15 protein-coding genes and 1 riboswitch are annotated in these 19,123 nt (G+C 67.2%); of the genes, 10 read left to right on the forward strand and 5 right to left on the reverse strand.

Annotated elements, in window-relative coordinates:
* The 3 genes from A5787_RS22955 to A5787_RS22965 are packed head-to-tail and all read right to left on the reverse strand — an operon-like array spanning position 1 to position 3,999.
* Positions 1–1,647 carry an AMP-binding protein gene (locus tag A5787_RS22955; RefSeq protein ID WP_066971305.1) on the reverse strand — a complete coding sequence of 549 codons (1,647 nt, stop codon included), beginning with the start codon at positions 1,645–1,647 and terminating at the stop codon, positions 1–3.
* Positions 1,640–2,380, reverse strand: coding sequence for a GntR family transcriptional regulator (locus A5787_RS22960; RefSeq protein ID WP_066971306.1), 741 nt, complete (start codon positions 2,378–2,380; stop codon positions 1,640–1,642). Before A5787_RS22960 ends, A5787_RS22955 begins: the two co-directional genes overlap by 8 nt.
* Positions 2,380–3,999, reverse strand: coding sequence for an SMP-30/gluconolactonase/LRE family protein (locus A5787_RS22965; RefSeq protein WP_066971308.1), 1,620 nt, complete (start codon positions 3,997–3,999; stop codon positions 2,380–2,382). The genes A5787_RS22960 and A5787_RS22965 overlap by 1 nt, the downstream gene beginning before the upstream one ends.
* A 211-nt stretch (positions 4,000–4,210) precedes the next feature.
* On the opposite strand from A5787_RS22965, the gene A5787_RS22970 reads away from it, so the two are divergent.
* The 8 genes from A5787_RS22970 (at position 4,211) to A5787_RS23005 (ending at position 15,777) form a co-directional block, all read left to right on the forward strand.
* Positions 4,211–5,065 (forward strand): SDR family NAD(P)-dependent oxidoreductase, encoded by an 855-nt coding sequence (locus A5787_RS22970; RefSeq protein ID WP_066971310.1) that lies wholly within the window; start codon positions 4,211–4,213, stop codon positions 5,063–5,065.
* Positions 5,065–6,444, forward strand: coding sequence for an SRPBCC family protein (locus A5787_RS22975; RefSeq protein ID WP_066971312.1), 1,380 nt, complete (start codon positions 5,065–5,067; stop codon positions 6,442–6,444). Before A5787_RS22970 ends, A5787_RS22975 begins: the two co-directional genes overlap by 1 nt.
* Positions 6,441–8,288: an NAD(P)/FAD-dependent oxidoreductase gene (locus tag A5787_RS22980; protein ID WP_066971314.1), complete on the forward strand. Its 1,848-nt coding sequence runs from the start codon at positions 6,441–6,443 to the stop codon at positions 8,286–8,288. Before A5787_RS22975 ends, A5787_RS22980 begins: the two co-directional genes overlap by 4 nt.
* Complete coding sequence (locus A5787_RS22985; protein ID WP_066971316.1) at positions 8,289–9,224, forward strand: SDR family NAD(P)-dependent oxidoreductase; 936 nt, start codon at positions 8,289–8,291, stop codon at positions 9,222–9,224. It abuts the gene before it with no gap.
* A complete protein-coding gene (locus A5787_RS22990) occupies positions 9,217–10,401 on the forward strand; it encodes a CaiB/BaiF CoA-transferase family protein (RefSeq protein ID WP_082977402.1) in 1,185 nt (394 codons plus the stop codon). Before A5787_RS22985 ends, A5787_RS22990 begins: the two co-directional genes overlap by 8 nt.
* 2 nt (positions 10,402–10,403) lie before the next feature.
* The gene (locus tag A5787_RS22995; protein WP_066971318.1) at positions 10,404–12,110 is read left to right on the forward strand and encodes a thiamine pyrophosphate-binding protein; all 1,707 of its coding nucleotides are present in this window, start codon (positions 10,404–10,406) and stop codon (positions 12,108–12,110) included.
* Positions 12,111–12,136: 26 nt separating this feature from the next.
* The gene (locus A5787_RS23000; RefSeq protein WP_066971319.1) at positions 12,137–13,558 is read left to right on the forward strand and encodes an aldehyde dehydrogenase family protein; all 1,422 of its coding nucleotides are present in this window, start codon (positions 12,137–12,139) and stop codon (positions 13,556–13,558) included.
* 221 nt (positions 13,559–13,779) lie between these two features.
* Positions 13,780–15,777 (forward strand): acyltransferase family protein, encoded by a 1,998-nt coding sequence (locus tag A5787_RS23005; protein ID WP_066971322.1) that lies wholly within the window; start codon positions 13,780–13,782, stop codon positions 15,775–15,777.
* 3 nt (positions 15,778–15,780) lie between these two features.
* Here the strand turns inward: A5787_RS23005 and A5787_RS23010 are convergent, their stop codons facing one another.
* Positions 15,781–16,440 carry an O-methyltransferase gene (locus tag A5787_RS23010; protein ID WP_066971324.1) on the reverse strand — a complete coding sequence of 220 codons (660 nt, stop codon included), beginning with the start codon at positions 16,438–16,440 and terminating at the stop codon, positions 15,781–15,783.
* Between the two features lie 129 nt (positions 16,441–16,569).
* A riboswitch (M-box (ykoK) riboswitch) is annotated at positions 16,570–16,855 on the forward strand.
* A gap of 262 nt (positions 16,856–17,117) precedes the next feature.
* Here A5787_RS23010 and A5787_RS27065 point away from each other — a divergent pair.
* Entirely contained in the window at positions 17,118–17,390 is a 273-nt protein-coding gene (locus A5787_RS27065; RefSeq protein WP_156764085.1) for a hypothetical protein, read from the forward strand.
* On the opposite strand, the gene A5787_RS23015 is transcribed toward A5787_RS27065, so the two are convergent.
* Positions 17,387–18,331: an NADP-dependent oxidoreductase gene (locus tag A5787_RS23015; protein ID WP_066971326.1), complete on the reverse strand. Its 945-nt coding sequence runs from the start codon at positions 18,329–18,331 to the stop codon at positions 17,387–17,389. The genes A5787_RS27065 and A5787_RS23015 overlap by 4 nt on opposite strands.
* A gap of 165 nt (positions 18,332–18,496) precedes the next feature.
* Here A5787_RS23015 and A5787_RS23020 point away from each other — a divergent pair, with 165 nt between their 5' ends.
* On the forward strand, positions 18,497–19,117 hold the full coding sequence (locus A5787_RS23020; RefSeq protein WP_066971328.1) for a hypothetical protein: 621 nt from the start codon (positions 18,497–18,499) through the stop codon (positions 19,115–19,117).
* Positions 19,118–19,123: the final 6 nt, after the last annotated feature.

Raw genomic sequence — 19,123 nt, forward strand, 5'->3', positions numbered from 1 at the left:
TTAGTCTCCACGCGGCGGCCCGCCACGTCCGGCTTCGCCGCGCTTGCGATCGCCGCGGGTCAGCGCCGCACGGATCTGATGCTTGAGTATCTTCCCTGCGTCGTTTTTCGGCAGCGCTTCCCAGATGACCACCTGTTCCGGCGTCTTGAATTTCGCGACACCCCTGCTCGCCAGGAGCGAACCCAGGCTCGCGACGTCCGGCCTCGCCGCGCCCGCCGGCACGATCACCGCGCAAGCTCTTTCCCCGGTGCGTTCGTCGGGTAGCCCGACGACCGCGATCTCGGCGATCCCCGGGTGCGCGCCGAGCAGGTCCTCGACTTCCTTGGCGGAGATGTTCTCGCCGTTGCGGATGATGACGTCCTTGGCCCGACCGGTCACCACCAGGTAATGGTCGTCGGTCCAGCGCCCCAGGTCACCGGTGCGGAAGAACCCCGTCGCATCGAACGAGTCGGCGTCGTCCTCGGGATGCCGGTAGCCCAGCAGCATCTGCGGGCCGCGCACACAGATTTCCCCGTCGCCGGGGGGTGCGGCGGCGTGCGCGGTGAGCTTGATCTCGGCGATCCCCGGTCTCCCGTCGGTCGTTGCGGCCCAACCTGCTTCGTCGCGCCGGGGTGCGCCTACCGTCGCCACCGGCACCTCCGTGCAGCCGTACACCCGGGTGACCACCGCCTGAGTGAAATACTCGGCGGCGCCGCGGATCAGCGAGGGCGACACGGAGGCGCCGCCGCAGATGAAGACCTTCAAGTCGGGCAACCGGGTGCAGGCGTGTTCGGCGGCGGACAACAGCTGCTGCAGAAACGGTGTCGCCCCGGCCATGTGGGTGCACCGCTCGGCGTTCATCAGCGCCACGGCCGTCGCGGGATCCCAGCGGTCCATGAGCACCGCGGTGGTGCCCAGCAGCAGCGGGCATTCGAACGCATAGATCGAGCCGCCGATGTGGGCGATCGGCGAGGGGACCAAAAACGCGTCGCCCGGCGAGATCGCCCAGTTGTCACGGATCTGGCAGATCAGCGCATGCAGCGAGTTGTGGCTGTGCAGCACGCCTTTCGGGCGGCCGGTGGTGCCGGACGTGTAGAGGACCATCCGCACGGCGTCGGGATCCAGGGGCGGCAGCGTCGCGGGGCCCCGTTGATGGCCCAACAGAGTCGGGTAGGGCGTGTGCGGACCGGCTTCGCCGCGCAGCACCACCACTTCGGGCGCGGATCTCATTGTCGCCGTGACGCGTTCGAGCATCGCCGCGTAGTCGTGCCCGCCGAACCGGTGCGGCACGAAGACCATTGCGGCTTCGGCGTCTTCGAGGATCAAACGCAGATCGTGGTCGCGCAGCGACGGCAGGATCGGGTTCACCACCATCCCGGCCAGCGTCGCGGCCAGATAGATAACGGCGGCCTCGTGCCAGTTCGGCAGCATGAATGACACGACACTTCCGGCGGGCATCCGCGCCAGCATGGCGCCCGCCAACCCGGTTGCCTCCTCATAGAGCGTGGCACAGTCCAGCCGAGTCTTCCCGTCCACCAGCACCGTTCGCTGCGGTGAGACTTCCGCTGCCGCGCGCAGCGAATCGGCCAGCGTGGTGTGCACCCACAGTCCACGTCGGTATGCCTCCGCCGCGCGTGCCGCGTCTATCACTGCACCGGGCCTAATCATTCACGCGGCGCATGGTCATCGCATACCGAAAGCTGGACGAGAGGTGGGTGTTGATCGTTACCTGAGCGACCTCGCCGTCAGAGGTCTTATAGGTGCGCCGCATCTGCAGCGCAGCCGTGCCCGCCGCGACCCCGAGGCCGTCGGCCAGCTCGGGCGGGAGCTGCACCGCGGCAATTTCCTGGCGCAACTCGGCGATGCTCACCCCGAACAGGTCCTCGATCAACGGAAAAATCGGCCCGGTGTGGCGTTGCAGCAGCCTGCCGACCGCCGCGAAAGTGCGGTTGATGTAGTACTCCGTTCGGCACAGGGGCACCGACGCGCCGTCGGCCCGCCGGTAGCCGCGCACGGACAGCCACTGCGTGCCGACCTCCAGCCCGGTCCGCGCGGCGAGTTCGTCATCGATCGTCACCATCTCGTTGGATTCGATGGTCAATTGCGCGCCGGCGGCGAACGCGAGCAGGTCGTCGATCGACATCGTCTCCTGCGCATAGGAACTGGACGCCGGTCGGGGAACCACACGGGTGCCCGCGCGCGGCCGCGACGCGACGAGGTTGTCCTCGCGCAGCCGGCGCAGCGCTTCGCGGACCGTGTACCGGCTGACCGCGAATCGCTCACACAGTTGGTGTTCGGTCGGTAGTTGCGAGCCCACCGGGTAGACGCCGTCGACGATCTCTTTGCGCAGCGTGCGCGCAATCTGTAGATAGCGGTGCTCGCTGGAGAGGGCTTGCGACATCAGCGGCCGTCCCGGGATCGGCGCATTGCCAGGACGCTGCCGTCACCGTCGGCCGAGACATAGAGGGTCCCATCGCCGGCGGCGACACCGGCGAACGGGCCCTGCGGACCGGAAAACGGCGGCATGCCTTTCAGCGGCCTGGGCACCACACCCGGCGGCGGGCCGACCGGTAACCCCGACGCGACGGTCTGCCGGACCCCGGTGTTCATATCGAACGCGATCAACTCCTTCGCGCCGGCATCGACGACGTAGAGCACGCCGTCGCGCACGCAAATGCCCTGGGGGCGTTGCAGATCCGCGATCACGGTGTCGACCCGCGATCCGTCCACCCTGACCACTCGTCCGGCGGCGGCCTCCGCCACCAGACAGGCCCCGTCTGAGTCGACCGCGACACCGACCGGCTCACGCAGACTGGTCACCAGCTCTTCGACGCCACCCGAGCGCAGCGACAGCACCCGTCCCGTGCCCAGCTCCGCGAACACCACACCGCTCGGACTCAGGGCGACACCATAGAGCTGGTCGAAACCGTCGGCCAGCACGTTGGTTTCGCTCGCCTCCGGCCGGTAACGGGCGACCTGACCGCCCGACGTTGTGACGACGAACTCGCCGGGTCCGCTCGACACGACCCCGCGCACGAACCCGGGATAGCCGGGGCTGAACAACATTCCCACGGTGTGCAGGGAGCCGTCGGGCAGGACGGCGTAGAAGTAGGTGCCGTCGGCGACGTACAGCGTGCCGTTGTGGCCCACCGCCAGGTCCATCGGCCAGTTGAGGCCGCCCGGCAGCACGGATCTCATTGTCCCGTCGGGCGATATCTCGGTAATCTCGCCGGTGAAGTTGGATACGAACAGGTCGTCGCCGACGAAGGTGCAGTTGTCCAGCCCGGGATTGAGCTGGGCGAGCAGCTGCTGCTCGCCGCTGCGAGGGTCGATGCGCAGCACCTGTCCGCTTGCCACCTGCGTCGAGACGATGCGGCCCTGCGCGTCGAACTTGACCGAGTCGGGCACGCCGAGATCGCGCGCGACGCAGTGCGGCTCGCCGCCGTCGGGGTCGACGCGCCAGATTTCGTTGGCGCCCATCACCGGGAAGTACAGCAGGCCGTCCGGCCCGACCTCCATCGCGTTCGGTGACGGTACGTTCTCCAGGAGCACCCGCGGCGGTCCGCCCGCCAAGTCGAACTCCAGTAGCCGCCCACCCTCGCGGCATTCGCCGACGAACAACCGGCCCCGATGGAAGGTGATGCCGTTGGCAGACGGCACGTCGTCGCGCAGCACTCGCGTTCGGCCGCCGGTGTCACGGACGCTGACCCGGCCGTCCATCACCTCGGTCGCATACAGGTTGCCGAGGGCGTCGAACGCGACGTCGTCGGGCGCCACGATGTCGCCGCCCTTGGGGCTGGCGGTCCGCAGTTCTCCGGTGCGGTGATCCAGCGCGCTGATCTGGCTGCCGGTCACCTGGGCGATGTAAATGCGACCGTCCGGGCCGGTGCGCAAGCCGTTGGCGCCGAACAGCCGGCTGGGCGCGGTGACCCGCTCGATCTCCCAGCCTTCGGCCACATCGAGTGGCTGCGCCACCGCATAGCGCGAGGGCTGCGTTGAGCTGGCCCGTGAAATGGACATGCCCTGCCGAGGTCCTTCCGTCAGCCGATTGAGCTGGACGTTATCAACTCCTTCTAGTCCAGACAATAGCTGTTAACTCGTCCCGTCTTGGCCTTGACAGCCAGCTCCACCGATGGGAATAGTGTTCTCCAAAGGGCAGAACGTAGTATTTTGTCCAGACAAACTAGCGGATCGCGGCGGCTGGCGTTGTCTGAGGCAGGGAAAGCAGGGCATGGACGATCGCGAGGATTTTCTGGGGCTCCGCGGTCGCATCGTGGTGGTCTCCGGCGCCGGCGGTGGCGGCATCGGCACCACCGTCACGGCCATGACGGCCCGGGCGGGCGCCACCGTGATCGCGGTGAGCCGGTCGAAAGAAAATCTCGACGAGCACATCGCCCCCTTGGCGCAAGAGGGCCTGGCGGTCGTGCCCGTCGCGGCGGACGCGTCGACGGAGGACGGCATCGCCGCGGTCATCGACCGGGCACGGCGGGCCGACGGCAGCCTGTACGGTCTGGTCAACGTCGCCGGCGGCGCCGAGCCGTCGACATGGATGCCGTCGACCCGGGTGACGCGAACCGACTGGCGCAAGATCTTCACCGACAATCTCGAGACGGCGTTTTTCATGAGCCAGGCCGTCGCCGCGGAACTGGTCGACCAGCAGCTTCCGGGATCGATCGTGTCGATCTCCTCGATCAGCGGCATGAACACCGCGCCGTTTCACATCGCCTACGGCACCGCCAAGGCCGCCATCGCCGCGATGACCCGCACCATGGCGCTCGAGCTGGCGCTGGCGCGGATTCGGGTGAATGCCGTGGCGCCGGGCGTCACCGAGACCGCGGCCTCGCGCACCTACGTCGACGAGGACCCGGATCGGGACAGGCAGGCGATCGCGATGGGCCGGCGTGGGCGCCCCGAGGAACAGGCCGGCGCCATCCTGTTCCTGCTCTCGGAGTTGTCCAGCTACGTCACGGGCCAGACGCTGCTGGTCGACGGCGGGCTCGACCTCAGATGGAGCCATCTCGCGGCCGACAACACCTCCCTGTTCCTCAAAGACGAGTCCTTCCGCGCGGACATGAGGAGGCCGTGATGACCGATCTGGCCAAGGATGTGAAAGCAGCCGCGTCCGAAGAACTCTCGAGGCCGATGACCATCGGCGTCGAGGCGTACATCAGCGAGGACTACGCCCGCGCCGAGCGCGACAAGCTGTGGCGGAAAGTCTGGCAGCAGGTCGGCCGCGTCGAAGAGCTGGCCGAGGTGGGCAGTTACCTCACCTACGACATTCTCGACGACTCGATCATCGTCGTGCGCTGCGCCGAGAACGAATTTCGCGCCCACCACAACGTCTGCATGCACCGCGGCCGGCGGCTGATCGACACACCCGAGGGCGCGAAGAACGCCCGCGGGCGCGCCCGCAAGTCCTTCGTCTGCGGTTTCCACGGCTGGACCTACGGCCTGGACGGCGCGTGCACGCACATCCGCGAACAGCAGGACTGGCAGGAGGCGCTGACCCCCGACAACACCCACCTGCGACCGGTCAAGGTCGACACCTGGGGCGGTTGGTTGTGGATCAACATGGACCCCGACTGCGAGCCGCTGGCCGACTACCTGTTTCCCGCCGCGAAGATCCTCGACCCGTTCGGGCTGGAAAACATGCGCTGCAAATGGCGCAAATGGCTGTCCTTCGACTGCAACTGGAAGGTTGCGCTGGAGGCGTTCAACGAGACCTACCACGTCTACACAACCCATCCGGAGTTCAACCAGTTCGGCGAATTCAAGGGCTGGGCCAAGGCGCAGGGCAGGCACAGCAACATCGGCTACGACGCGCCGGACGATCTCGCGGCGACCAAGTCCAAGATCCGCCTCGGCACCGGCGCCGATCCGCGCGTGTCGACCGCGCAGATGCAGATCTACACCATGGAGGAGACCAACACCTCGACCACCGAGACGCTGGTGAATGCCGCCAAGCGGCTGGTCGACGAACTGCCCGAGGGCACGCCGGCCGACAAGGTCCTCGAGCACTGGCTGGCTTCCGCGCGCCGCGACGACGAGGCCCGCGGCGTGATCTGGCCGACGATTCCGCCCGACATCCTCGGGCAGGCCGGCACCGCGTGGCAGATCTTCCCCAACTTCCAGATCGGTCAGGGTCTGACGGTTGCGCTGTGTTACGGCGCGCGGCCGGACCCGAGCTACAACCCCGACAAGTGCATCTTCGAGGTATCGGTCTTCGAGTTGTACCCGAAAGGCGAAGAGCCCCAAACGGAGTGGGAGTACACACCGGTCGGCGACCCGCGATGGCGCTCGGTCTTGCCCCAGGACTTCTCCAACATGGCGGCGGTCCAGCAGGGCATGAAATCGCTTGGCTTCCCGGGCACCAAGCCCAATCCCTATCGGGAGCGAAGCACCGTCAACCTGCACTACCAACTGTCGAAGTACATGGGCACCGGTGAGCCGAAAGAGATTCGATGACGAACTTCGACAGCTGTGGACCAACCGACGTCCCACAAGACATCGACATCGACGCGCTTCGCGAGAAGTACCTGCACGAGCGCGACAAGCGGCTGCGTGCCGAAGGATCCAAGCAGTATTTGGAACTCACCGGCGATTTCGCCGAGTTTTCGGAGGTAGATCCGCACACGCCGGTAACTCCGCGCTCGCCGATCACCGAGGACATCGAGGTAGCGGTTCTCGGCGGTGGCATCGCCGGCCTGCTGGCGGGCAGCTACCTGAAGAAGTCCGGCGTCGACGATGTTCATGTCATCGAGATGGGCGGGGACTTCGGTGGGGTCTGGTATTGGAACCGCTTCCCCGGAATCCAGTGCGACAACGACGCGTACTGCTACATCCCGATGCTCGAAGAGCTCGACTTCATGCCGAGCAAGAAGTTCGCCGACGGTGCGGAGATCTACGAGCACTGCCGCCGGATCGCCAAACATTTCGGACTGTACGACGGGGCGATCTTCTCTACCCAGGTGCGCACGGTGCGCTGGGAGGACTCGAGCAAACGCTGGCGGCTGCAGACGAATCGCGGTGACGACATCCGCGCCCGCTTCGTTGTGATGACGCAGGGCTCCTACAACCGGCCGAAGTTGCCCGGGATCCCCGGCCTCAAGGACTTCAAGGGCCACGTCTTCCACTCGGCCCGCTGGGACTACGACTACACGGGCGGGGACGCCGGCGGCGGACTGCACAAGCTGCATGACAAGCGGGTGGCGCTTGTCGGTACGGGCGCGACCGGCGTGCAACTGGTTCCGCACCTGGGCCGAGACGCCCAGCACCTCTTCGTGTTTCAGCGGACGCCGTCGTCGGTGGACGAGCGAGGAAACGAACCCACGAACCCAGAATGGGTGAAGTCGCTGCGGCCCGGATGGCAGGCGGAGCGCAAGCGCAATTTCCACCGGTGGTCGCCGTTCGAGGGCGTGGTGTTCGATGCGGCGGATCAGGTTTGCGACTTTTGGACCGAGCTGGGACGCAACATGACTGCGCGGATTGCCGCCAGCGAAGACCCCGCTTCGCTGGGCATCGAGCAGATCATGGCGATCCGCGAGGAGGAAGACTACAAGATCATGGAACGGCTGCGACGCCGGATCGCCGACATCGTCGCGGACCCTGATACCGCGGAAGCGCTCAAGCCGTACTACCGGTTCCTCTGCAAGCGGCCGTGCTCGAGTGACGAATACCTGCCGACCTTCAATAACCCCAACGTCACGTTGATCGACGTGTCGGAGTCCAAGGGCGTGGAAAGGCTCACGGAGAACGGCATAGTCGCCAACGGCGTTGAGTACGAGGTCGATTGCGTGATCTTCGCCAGCGGCTTCGAGATTTCCACCGAGATCAGCCGCCGCTATGCGATGGAAGCGATCGAAGGCCGTGACGGCCTGTCACTCTTCGATCACTGGCGCGACACCTACAAGACGCTGCACGGCATGACCACGCGCGGCTTCCCCAACCAGTTCCACACCGGCTTCCTCCAGGGTGGCGTTTCGGCCAACACCACGGCGATGTTCGAGCAGCAGGCCGAACACATCGCCTACATCATTTCCGAAGCCATCAAGCGTGGCGTCGCCACCGTCGAACCGAGTCAGGAGGGTCAGGACAATTGGGTCACCACGATCCGGGAACTCGCGATCGACAACTCCGCGTTCGAGGTGACCTGCACGCCGGGCTATTACAACAACGAAGGCGGCGGAGGGGGAGAGGGCATCCGCTCGTTCCTCGGCGAGCCCTACTCGCCCGGCTTCTTCGTGTTCGACGACCTGCTCAGGGAATGGCGCGACAAGGGTGATCTGGATGGCCTGGTCCTCGGAACCTAGATGTCGGACCTGAGATTCGACGGGCGCGTCGCCGTCATCACCGGAGCTGGCCGAGGGCTCGGCCGCTCCTACGCCATCCTGCTGGCGTCGCGCGGCGCGACGGTCGTCGTCAACGACTCCGGTGCCGGCCTCTCCGGGGCCGGCACCGATGCCGGCCCGGCCGACGAGGTGGTGCGTGAGATCGTCGCCGCCGGTGGTCAAGCCGTCGCGAGCACCGATTCGGTGACCACCGCGGGCGGCGGCAAGGCGATCATCGACGCGGCGCTCGACAGGTACGGCCGCGTCGACGTCCTCATCCACAACGCCGGCAACGTCCGCCGCGGCTCGCTGAAGGAGTTGAGCTACGAGGATTTCGACGCCGTGCTCGACGTCCACCTGCGCGGCGCATTCCACGTGGTGCGGCCCGCGTTCCCGGTGATGTGCGAGGCGGGCTACGGGCGCATCGTGCTGACTTCCTCCATCGGGGGCCTGTACGGAAACCACGACGTGGCCAACTACGCCGCCGCGAAGGCCGGCGTGATCGGCCTGTCCAATGTCGCGGCGCTCGAAGGCGCGGCCGACGGCGTGCGGTGCAACGTGATCGCGCCGGCCGCCGTGACAAGGATGGCCGACGGTATCGACACCTCGGCCTACCCGCCGATGGGTCCGGAACTCGTTGCGCCCGTGGTGGGTTGGCTCGCACACGAAAGCTGTTCGGTGACAGGGGAGGTGTTCATCGCGCTGGCGGGCCGGGTGGCGCGGGCGGTGATGGCCGAAAGCCCCGGCGTGCATCGGCCGGCCTGGACGGTCGAGGACGTCGGCGAACACCTCGACGCGATCCGAAACATCGCGGCGCCGTTGGTATTTCCGGCCGTTCCGGACGGTCACCACCAGCACATCCGCTACAGTTTCGAGCTCGCGCAGCGCTCCGGCGACCGAGGCGTGCTTCATGGCTAGCCGAGCGGGCACGGGACCACTGGCCGGTGTGCGGGTTGTCGACCTCACCGCGATGGTGATGGGGCCGTACTGCACGCAGATCATGGCCGATATGGGCGCCGACGTGATCAAGGTCGAACCGCCGCAGGGCGATAACACCCGTTACATCTCCGTCGGTCCCGCACCGGGCATGAGCGGGGTGTTCGTCAACGTCAACCGCGGCAAGCGCAGCGTCGTGCTGGACCTGCACACCGACGCCGGAAGGCAGGCGCTGCGCGCGCTTGTCGAGACCGCCGACGTGTTCATCCACTCGATGCGCGCCAAGGCGATCGCCAAGCTCGGCTTCGCCTACGACGACGTCGCCGCGATCAACCCGGCGATCATCTACACCAATTGCTACGGGTACGGGCGCCGCGGACCCGAACGGGACCGGCCCGCCTACGACGACACCATCCAGGCCGAGTGTGGCCTGCCCGCGGTGCAACAGCAACTGACCGGCGAGGCCGACTACGTCGGAACGATCATGGCGGACAAGGTCGCCGGGTTGACGGCGCTCTACGCGACGACCATGGCGCTGTATCACCGCGAGCGCACCGGCGAGGGACAAGAAGTCGAGGTCGCCATGTTCGAAACCATGGCCTCGTTCATCCTCGTCGAACACGCCAACGGCGCCATGTTCGACCCGCCCCTGGGGCCGGCGGTCTATCCGCGAACCGTGGCGCCGAATCGCCGCCCGTATCGCACCAGTGACGGCCACATCGCCGTGCTGATCTACAACGACAAGCACTGGGACGCCTTCATGAACGCCGTGCGGCCACCGTGGGCCAGCGAGCTGTATTCGACGCTGGAACAGCGTGCCCACCAGATCGACACCATCTACGGATTGGTCGCCGAGACGATGAAGCAGCGCTCGACGCGCGAGTGGCTGGCGCTGTTCGGAGAACTCGAGATACCGGCCGCGCCGTTGAACACGCCCGGCGCGCTGTTCGACGACCCCCATCTGAACGCCGTCGGCATGTTCCAGACCGTGGACACCCCGCACGGGCCGGTGCGTTTTCCTGGCGTGCCCACCTGGTTCTCCCGGACACCCGGTCGCGTTGCCGGGCCCGCGCCGGAACTCGGTGCCGACACCGCACAAGTGCTCGAAGAGCTCGGCGCGAGCGTGGTGCCCCCAGCTCGCGATGGAAAGGAATTTTGACCATGGCCGTGCCCGTCTACAAGCGCATCCTCGACCTGTTCGAGGCCGAGGGCGTGAACACGTTGTTCGGCATCCCGGATCCGAACTTCGTGCACATGTTCGCCGAAGCCGACGCTCGCGGGTGGTCGGTGGTTGCTCCCCATCACGAACTGAGCGCCGGCTTCATGGCCGAGGCGGCGTCGCGGATGACGGGTAAGCCCGGCCTGTGCATCGGCACGCTGGGGCCCGGGATGGCCAACATGGCCGGAGCGATCCAGTGTGCGCTGGTGGAGAACTCGCCGGTGATCTTCCTCGGCGGCCAGCGGGCCCGCATCACCGAGCGCCGGGTCCGGCGGGGACGCATCCAGTTCGTCCAGCAGGAGCCCCTTGTCGCGCCGTCCGTCAAGTACAGCGCATCCATCGAGTACGCCAACCAGACGGACGAGATCATCCACGAGGCGATCCGCCGCGCCATGTCCGGCACCCCCGGCCCGGCGTACATCGAGTACCCGTCGCACGTCATCCTCGAGGAACTCGAGGTGCCGGATCCGCTGCCGCCCAACCGATACCGGCTCGTCAATCAGACGGCAGGTGAGCGCGAGGTGCGCGAAGCGGCCGAGCTGATCCGTGCGGCCCAGAGTCCGATCCTGTTGGTCGGGCACGGCGTCCACACCTCACGCACCGGTGCTGCGGTCAGGGAACTGGCCGCCCTGATGCAGTGCCCGGTGATCCAGACCTCCGGTGGCACGTCGTTCATCGAGGGTCTCGAGGACCGCACCTTCGCCTACGGTTTTTCGCCGGCGGCCGTCGAGGCGGTGGTGAAGTCCGACGTGTGCGTCGCGCTCGGCACGGAGCTCGGCGAACCGAGCCACTACGGCAGGACCCGGCACTGGGCCGAGAACGACCCAACGCGCAAATGGGTTCTGGTCGAACAGGATCCGGTGGCCATCGGCGTCAACCGTCCCATCGACGTACCTCTGGTCGGCGACCTTCGCGGTGTGGTGCCCCAGCTGGTGGAAGCACTCCGTGAATATCCGCGGAAGGCGTCGGCCGATCTTGACCGCTGGATCAAGCAGGACGCGGCGGAGCTGGCGCAACTCGCGGAAAACGCGCCGACGGGCCGGACACCGGTACACCCGGCGCGGTTCGTCGTCGAGGCCACCAAAGCCTTCCCGAAGGACGGCATCCTGGTCCGCGACGGGGGCGCGACCGTCATTTTCCAGTGGACCTACTCGCAGGCCAAACCGCGCGACGTCATCTGGAACCAGAACTTCGGCCACCTCGGCACCGGCCTGCCGTACGCAGTCGGAGCGTCGATCGCCGAAGGCGGCGAGCGGCCGGTGATGCTGCTGACCAGCGACTCGGCGTTCCTCTTCCACATCGCTGAGTTGGAAACGGCCGCGCGGCAGCAACTCCCGCTGGTGTGCGTGGTCGGTGTCGACCATCAGTGGGGCCTCGAGGTCGGCGTCTACAAGCGCACCTTCCCCCAGCCATCGCCGCAGCCCGGCGTGCATTGGAGCAAGGACGTGCGCTTCGACAAGATTGCCGAGGGCTTCGGCTGCCACGGCGAGTACGTCGAGAAGGAGGAGGAGATCGGCCCGGCGATCGAGCGGGCCTACGCGAGCGGCAAGACCGCCGTCGTCCACGTCTGCATCGACCCGAAGGCCAATTCTGAGGAGATGCCGAAGTACGACGAATTCCGCACCTGGTACGCCGAAGGCACCCAGTAAGTTAAAGGCTGCTAAAAGGAGGAGTCATGCGCGAATACCTCAAGTTCTACATCGACGGGCGCTGGGTAGACCCGGTGCGGCCGAACACCTTCGATGTCGAAAACCCGACGACCGAGGAGGTCTCCGGGAAGATCTCGCTCGGCTCGGCCGTCGACGTCGACGTGGCCGTCAACGCCGCCCGCCGCGCTTTCACCGGCTGGTCACAGAGCAGCCGCGAACAGCGCCTCGATCTGCTGGAGGCCATCCTCGCCGAATACGGGAAACGTGCAGGCGACCTCGCCGACGCGGTCACCGAGGAAATGGGCGCGCCGCCCTCGCTGGCCGCGGGTCCGCAGGTCCAACTCGGGCTGGGCCACCTGGTGACCGCGATCGACGTGCTGAAGAACTTCCCGTTCTCCGAACAACACGGGGCGACCTTGATCGCCAAGGAGCCGATCGGCGTGTGCGGGCTGATCACGCCGTGGAACTGGCCGCTCAATCAGATCGCGGTCAAGGTGTACCCGGCGCTGGCCACTGGCTGCACGATGATCCTGAAACCGTCCGAGGTGGCGCCCTTCTCGGCCCACATCTTCACCGAGATTCTCGATGCCGCGGGCGTTCCGGCCGGGGTGTACAACCTCGTCAACGGCGACGGCCCCGGCGTCGGCGTCGCGCTGGCGAGCCATCCCGACATCGACATGGTGTCGTTCACCGGGTCCACGCGCGCCGGTGTCGAGGTGGCCAGGAATGCCGCCACGACGGTGAAGCGGGTGACCCAGGAGCTCGGCGGCAAGAGCCCCAACATCGTCCTCGACGACGCGGGCTTTGCCGACAGTGTTCGCGCCGGCGTGCTCAACATGATGCCGAACTCCGGGCAGAGTTGTAACGCGCCGTCGCGCATGCTGGTCCCGAATTCGCGGATGGCCGAGGCCATCGACATCGCGCGTGGCGTCGCCGAGCAGGTCAAGGTGGGCAGCCCGGGCGACAAGGCCGCGATCGGGCCGGTGGCGTCGAGGGCGCAGTTCGAAAAGGTCCAGGGGCTGATCCAGCAGGGCATCGACGAGGGCGCGACCGTCGTCGCCGGCGGCCCGGGCCGGCCGGCCGGGCTGAACACGGGCTACTACGTCAAGCCGACGGTTTTCGCCGACGTCACCAACGACATGACGATCGCGCGCGAGGAGATCTTCGGTCCGGTGCTGTGCATCCTCGGCTATGACGACATCGATCAGGCCGTGCAGATCGCCAACGACACCGATTACGGCCTGGCCGGCTACGTCTCGGGCACCGACCTCGACAAGGCCCGGGAGGTGGCCCGCAAGATCCGCGCGGGTTGGGTGACGATCAATCACGCCTTCGACATGAACTCGGCGTTCGGCGGCTACAAGCACAGTGGCAACGGCCGAGAGTGGAGCGAGTTCGGGTTCCACGAGTATTTAGAGGTCAAGAGCACCTTGGGCTACGCGCCCTAAAAGGCCGCGCCTTGCAGCGCCCGTCCTCGCGTGTCTTCTGCTGAATCCGGCTGCGTCGCAATTAGGCTTGCTCCGATCACGAGGAGGGGCAGCGACGTATCGGCATCAAATTTGGCGCCGGGCGACAGGTCGGTCAGGGCGCGTTAACACCGGACACTGAGCCGGGCGGGAGGCACCCCGCACCGGCGCGTTCTGCTCCGCGGCCACGGTGGGTAGCCCCGGTGCGCCGCGTCGGCCGCCTCGCAATTTGGGATCAACCGGATCGGCGCAGCGGGATTCCGGCGCTGGACGGGCTGCGCGCGATCGCGGTCGCGCTGGTGCTCGTCGGGCACGGCGGCATCCCCGGCGTGGGCGGCGGCTTCATCGGTGTCGACATCTTCTTCGTCCTCAGCGGCTTCCTCATCACCTCGCTGCTGCTGGATGAGCTCCGGCGCACCGGTCGCATTGAGCTGACCGGCTTTTGGATCAGGCGCGCGCGACGGCTACTGCCGGCGTTGCTGCTGATGGTGCTCAGCGTGGGCGCGGCCCGCGAGCTGCTTCCCAGCCAGTCGCTCACCGGGTTACGCGACGACGCGATCGCGGCCTTCCTGTGGGTTGCGAATTGGCGGTTCGTGGCCCAGAAGACGGACTATTTCACCCAGGGTGCCCCGCCGTCGCCGCTTCAGCACACCTGGTCGCTGGGGGTGGAAGAGCAGTATTACTTCGTCTGGCCGGTGCTGCTGATCGCGGTGACCCTGCTGTCGGCCGCGCGCGCCAAACGCTACTTCAGGCGGGCCACCGTGGGCGGGGTGCGGTTCGCCACCTTTGTGATCGCGACGCTGGGGGCGCTGGTTTCCGCGGCGGTCGCCATCGTGCTGGCCTCTGACGCCACGCGGGACCGGATCTATTTCGGCACCGACACCCGCGCGGAGGCGTTGTTGACCGGCTCCGCGGCAGCGGCACTGCTGGTGCGGGATTGGCCGTCGATGAACCGCGGCTGGTGTCTGGTCCGCACCCGGTGGGGACGGCGGGTGGCACGTTTTCTGCCACTGCTCGGCCTGGCCGGCCTGGGGGCGGCGACCCACTACGCGACCGGTGACGCCGGCGAGTTTCACCATGGCCTGCTGATCGGGGTTGCAATCGCCTCCGTCCTCGTGGTCGCCCCAGTCGCCATGGAGCAGCGCGGAGCGATCGCCCGCGTCCTTGCCCTGCGCCCGATGGTGTGGTTGGGCACCATCTCCTACGGCGTCTACCTGTGGCACTGGCCAGTCTTTTTGGCGCTCAACGGCGAACGCACCGGATGGGCGGGGCTGCCGCTGTTCGCCGCCCGGTGCGCCGCCACCGTGGTGGTCGCCGCCGCGTCCTGGTGGCTGATCGAACAGCCGATCCGGCGCTGGCGGCCGGCGCGGGTGCCGCTGTTGCCGCTGGCCGCGGCGACCGTGGCCAGCGCCGCCGCGATGACACTGCTGGTGATCCCGGTGGGCACCGGTTCCGGCCTGCGCGAGGGCCTGCCGCCGGGTGTGTCGGCCGTCGCGGCGGTCTCTCCCTCGCCACCCGCCGGCAGCCACCCCGCGCCCCGCGATCCGCACCGGCCGTTCACGGTTTCGGTGTTCGGCGATTCGATCGGGTGGACCTGGATGCACTACCTCCCGCCCACACCCGGGTTCGCCTTCCTCGACCACACCGTCATCGGCTGCAGCCTGGTGCGCGGCACGCCGTACCGGTATATCGGCCAAACCCTTGAGCAGAGGCCGGAATGCGACGGCTGGCCCATCCGATGGTCGGCGCAGGTCGGCCAGGACCAGCCGGACGTCGCACTGTTGATAGTCGGCCGCTGGGAGACCGTCGACCGCGTCAACGAGGGTCAATGGACGCACATCGGCGATCCCACCTTCGACGCCTACCTCAACGGCGAACTCGACCGCGCACTGAACATCGTGGGCTCCACGGGTGTTCGCGTGGTGGTGGCCACCGTGCCCTACAGCCGGGGCGGCGAAAAGCCGGACGGTCGCCTGTATCCCGAGGATCAACCCGACCGTGCCAACCTGTGGAACACCATGCTGCGCAAAACCGTTGCCCGCCACCCAGGCGTTCAGATCCTCGACCTGAACAAAAAGCTGTGCCCCGACGGCGTCTACACCGCCAAGGTCGACGGCATCAAGGTGCGCAGCGACGGAGTCCACCTCACCCCGGAAGGGGTGAAATGGCTGACGCCGTGGCTCGAGGAATCCCTGCGCTAGGCGTTAATCGCCGGTGCGGCAGCTGATTTCCATGCTGTCGCTCTCGCGAACGGAGAAGTTGAAGCTCACATACCCGTTGTCCGGGTGGCGAACCCGGTCGAGGTAGGGCCGCATGTCCGCGGCGCTGGCGTTGTCGGCGACGATCAGCGCGCCCGTCGCGAGGCGAGGTTCGAGCAGCTCGAGCACCGGCAGGTAGAGGTCCTTCCACCCATCGAGCACGACGAACTCAACGGTTCCGTCGAGGTTGTCCAGCGTGGTGAGCGCGTCGCCTTCGAGGATGGTGATCACATCATCCAGGCCGGTCTCGGCGAATGTCTGCTTGGCCGCGGCGATCTTGGGGGCGCTGAGCTCGGTGGTCACCACCCGGCCGGTGCCGTTGTCGCGCACCGCAGACGCCAGGTGCACGGCGGAGATTCCGAAGGACATGCCGAATTCGACGATCGTCGCCGGCCGGGTGGCGCGCACCAGCGCGTAGAGCAGGCGGCCGGCTTCCGGCGTCACCGGGATGTAGAACTCGCTCATGGCGTCGGCGCGCTCCTGCGCGCTCATCGGTCGGTCGAAATCACCGACCCGCTCCCGCAGCCTCGACATCTGATCTTTCGTTTCGGCGTACATCCGGTCGAGCACCGTCGCGACGCCGGGCGCCTGCAAAGTATTGGCCATGCCGTCGAGGGTAGGCCTCGACGGGCGGGTCGACGGAGAGCCCTGGCGGGCGTTGGTTAACGCAAACCGACGTCAAGGTTGCGTAAACGCGTTTGACGAGCACCGGGGCTGCGTGCAAGATGGGACGAGCAAGCACCTCGGTAGGTGAGGCGTCTGCATGGATATAGGCCACTGACCCCGAACGTCGAGAGACGCCCCGGGTCAGGACAGCTCTTCCCGGACCCAAGGGTTGAGCCCAAGTGGCTTCTGGAACTAGGAGCGATCGCAAGCGCGGCGAAGCCGGGCGAAGCGGGTCGCGACCATCGGTGATGTTCGTGATCGCAAGCGCGGCGAACCCGGGTGAAGCGGGTCGCGACCATCGGTGATGTTCCGGATACGCCGTGCAGTGCCGAAGCTCCGACGAGAGGGGTGTGACCGGCGGTTTTGGCGTCGGCCATTCGTGCCTCTCCCGTGCAGGTGAACGCAATGGCACCCGCGTGTGTCCCGGCGGTGAGGAGGTGAGGGCGAGATGAGTCCCGGCGATAGTCCCTATCCGAATTCCGTCTTGTCCCGATCCGGTTCCGGCATTGCTTCTGCCGCCTGACTTCTCGGGTGCCCGTGCGACCCCGCGCGTGACAGCGCGTTGGAGGGTCGCCGCGGATGCCACGAGCCGATCGGACCTGCGTCAGGAGAAGATCATGGCTTTTGTTGTTACACAGCGTCTTTCCAACGTCTCGCGGCAGTTTGCGGCCAAGCTGGGCGCGCGTGCCGCCCTGACCCCGCAGGAGCGCGCCAACCTGTACGTCTCGCGGATGCCGATCGCGGTGGTCACCGGCTCGCTCGGCGGGCATCCTTCGGACCGGCCGGCAACCGGTGACCAGCTCCATCCCGACTCGCGGCTATCTGGTGGCGGTCGTATGCGTGATCGTCAAGATCGTGCAGGCCGGGATGGCCTGACGCGCGGCGACTAAGGCGAACCGTTCGGCAGCAGAACGATTTTGCCGCGGGTGTGCCGCTTCTCGAGTTCTTCGAAGGCGTCGGCGACCCGGTCGAGCGGATAGGTGGCGGCGACCTCGAAATCGATGGCGCCGGTGACGATCAGGTCGGCCATCTCGGCGAGCACCTCCGTCGTCGACGCGTCGGCGCTGCCTTCGGTCTTGGCGCCGACCTCGCCGGCTTTCTGGAACGCGATGATCGTGTCGATGCGCTCGGGCGAGACACCGAGATCCACTGCGAGTTGGACGTACTCGGGCCCGAACAGGTCGATGAACGCGTCGATGCCGTTGGGTGCCGCCTCCCGCAGCCGATCGGCCAGTCCGTCCCCGTACGCGACCGGGGTGACGTCGTGGGCACGCAGCCAGTCGAAGTTGGCGGGCCCCGCGATGCCCAGCACCCGCGCCTTGCGCAGGACCGACAGCTGCACGACCAGGCTGCCGACCCCGCCCGCGGCAGCCGAAACGGCGACGGTCTCGCCCGGTTGCGGGTCGACCGCGCGGACGGCGGCGTACGCCGTCACACCGGCCACGTAGAGCGAACCCGCTGTCTCCCAGCTCATTCGGGGTGGCTTGCGAATCAGCTGATCCACTGGGACGGCGGTGTGGGTGGCGTGGCTGGATCGGCGGAAGCTGAACCCCAGCACCTCGTCGCCCACGGAAAACTCCGTCACTCCGGGTCCCGTGGCGGTCACGACCCCCGCGAGGTCGCTGCCCTCACCGGAGGGAAAGGTAGCGGGGAACATATCGTGCAGCGCGCCGGTTCGGATGGCGGCCTCGCCGGGATTGATCCCGGCGGCGCGAACCTCGACGACCACTTCGCCCGGGCCCGGCGACGGCATCTCGACGTCCGCCACGTACAAGACGTCACGGCCCCCGTAACGGTCGAACCGGACGGCACGCGCCACCGCAGACGCCATCGTTCCTCCTACCCCGCGCATTCCCCCGACCCCGCCAGCATAGGCGCGAACCGGGGCCGACCGGCGGCGATGTGCGGGTCGCTGCCGGCGCCGCACCCTTGTTCCCGCCGGCATTTCGCAGTAGCGTCAGGCGGCTGAACTGTGGATCGACGCGGGAGGAACGCCATGCAGCTCGCCAGGACCGCCGCCGGCTGGGCGGTCGCCACCATAGTGGCCGGCACCGTGGTTACCGGCTGCAGCGACGACCAGAACACGTCGGCGCCCACGTCATCGACGACAACGGGTGCTGCCACTTCGTCGAGCGGTTCGAGCACGGTCACCGCCCCGTCGCCGGGCCAAGCCGCCGATTACAGCTCGTTGCTGATCAAACCCAGTGACATCGGCGGAGACTTTAAATCCCCCCAGCCCCCCGTCCTGAATCCCAACAATGCGACCGGTGTCGCACAGCTTTTCGCCAACCCCGACAACAGCCGCCGGATCGGCGACACCATCCTGATCGTCGCCGACCGCGCTGTGGCGAAGGCGGCCATCGAGAACACCAAGACCAACTATGCGGGGAAGGTCGTCGGCACGTGGCAGCCGGTCGACATCGGCTCCAACGGCTTCATGATTTCCGGTAACTCGCCGGACAACTCCCAAGCGGTGACGGTGTTGCTGTTCAGCGAGGGGAAGGCCGTCGTCAACATCGAATTCGACAGCGCGCCCAACGATCCGATAGATCCGGCCATCGCGATCGATGTCGGACGCAAGCAGGACGCCGCGATCAAAAGCGGGTTGCCCGGCTAGATCTTG

The sequence above is a fragment of the Mycobacterium sp. 852002-50816_SCH5313054-b genome, assembly GCF_001667185.1.
Taxonomy (GTDB): domain Bacteria; phylum Actinomycetota; class Actinomycetes; order Mycobacteriales; family Mycobacteriaceae; genus Mycobacterium.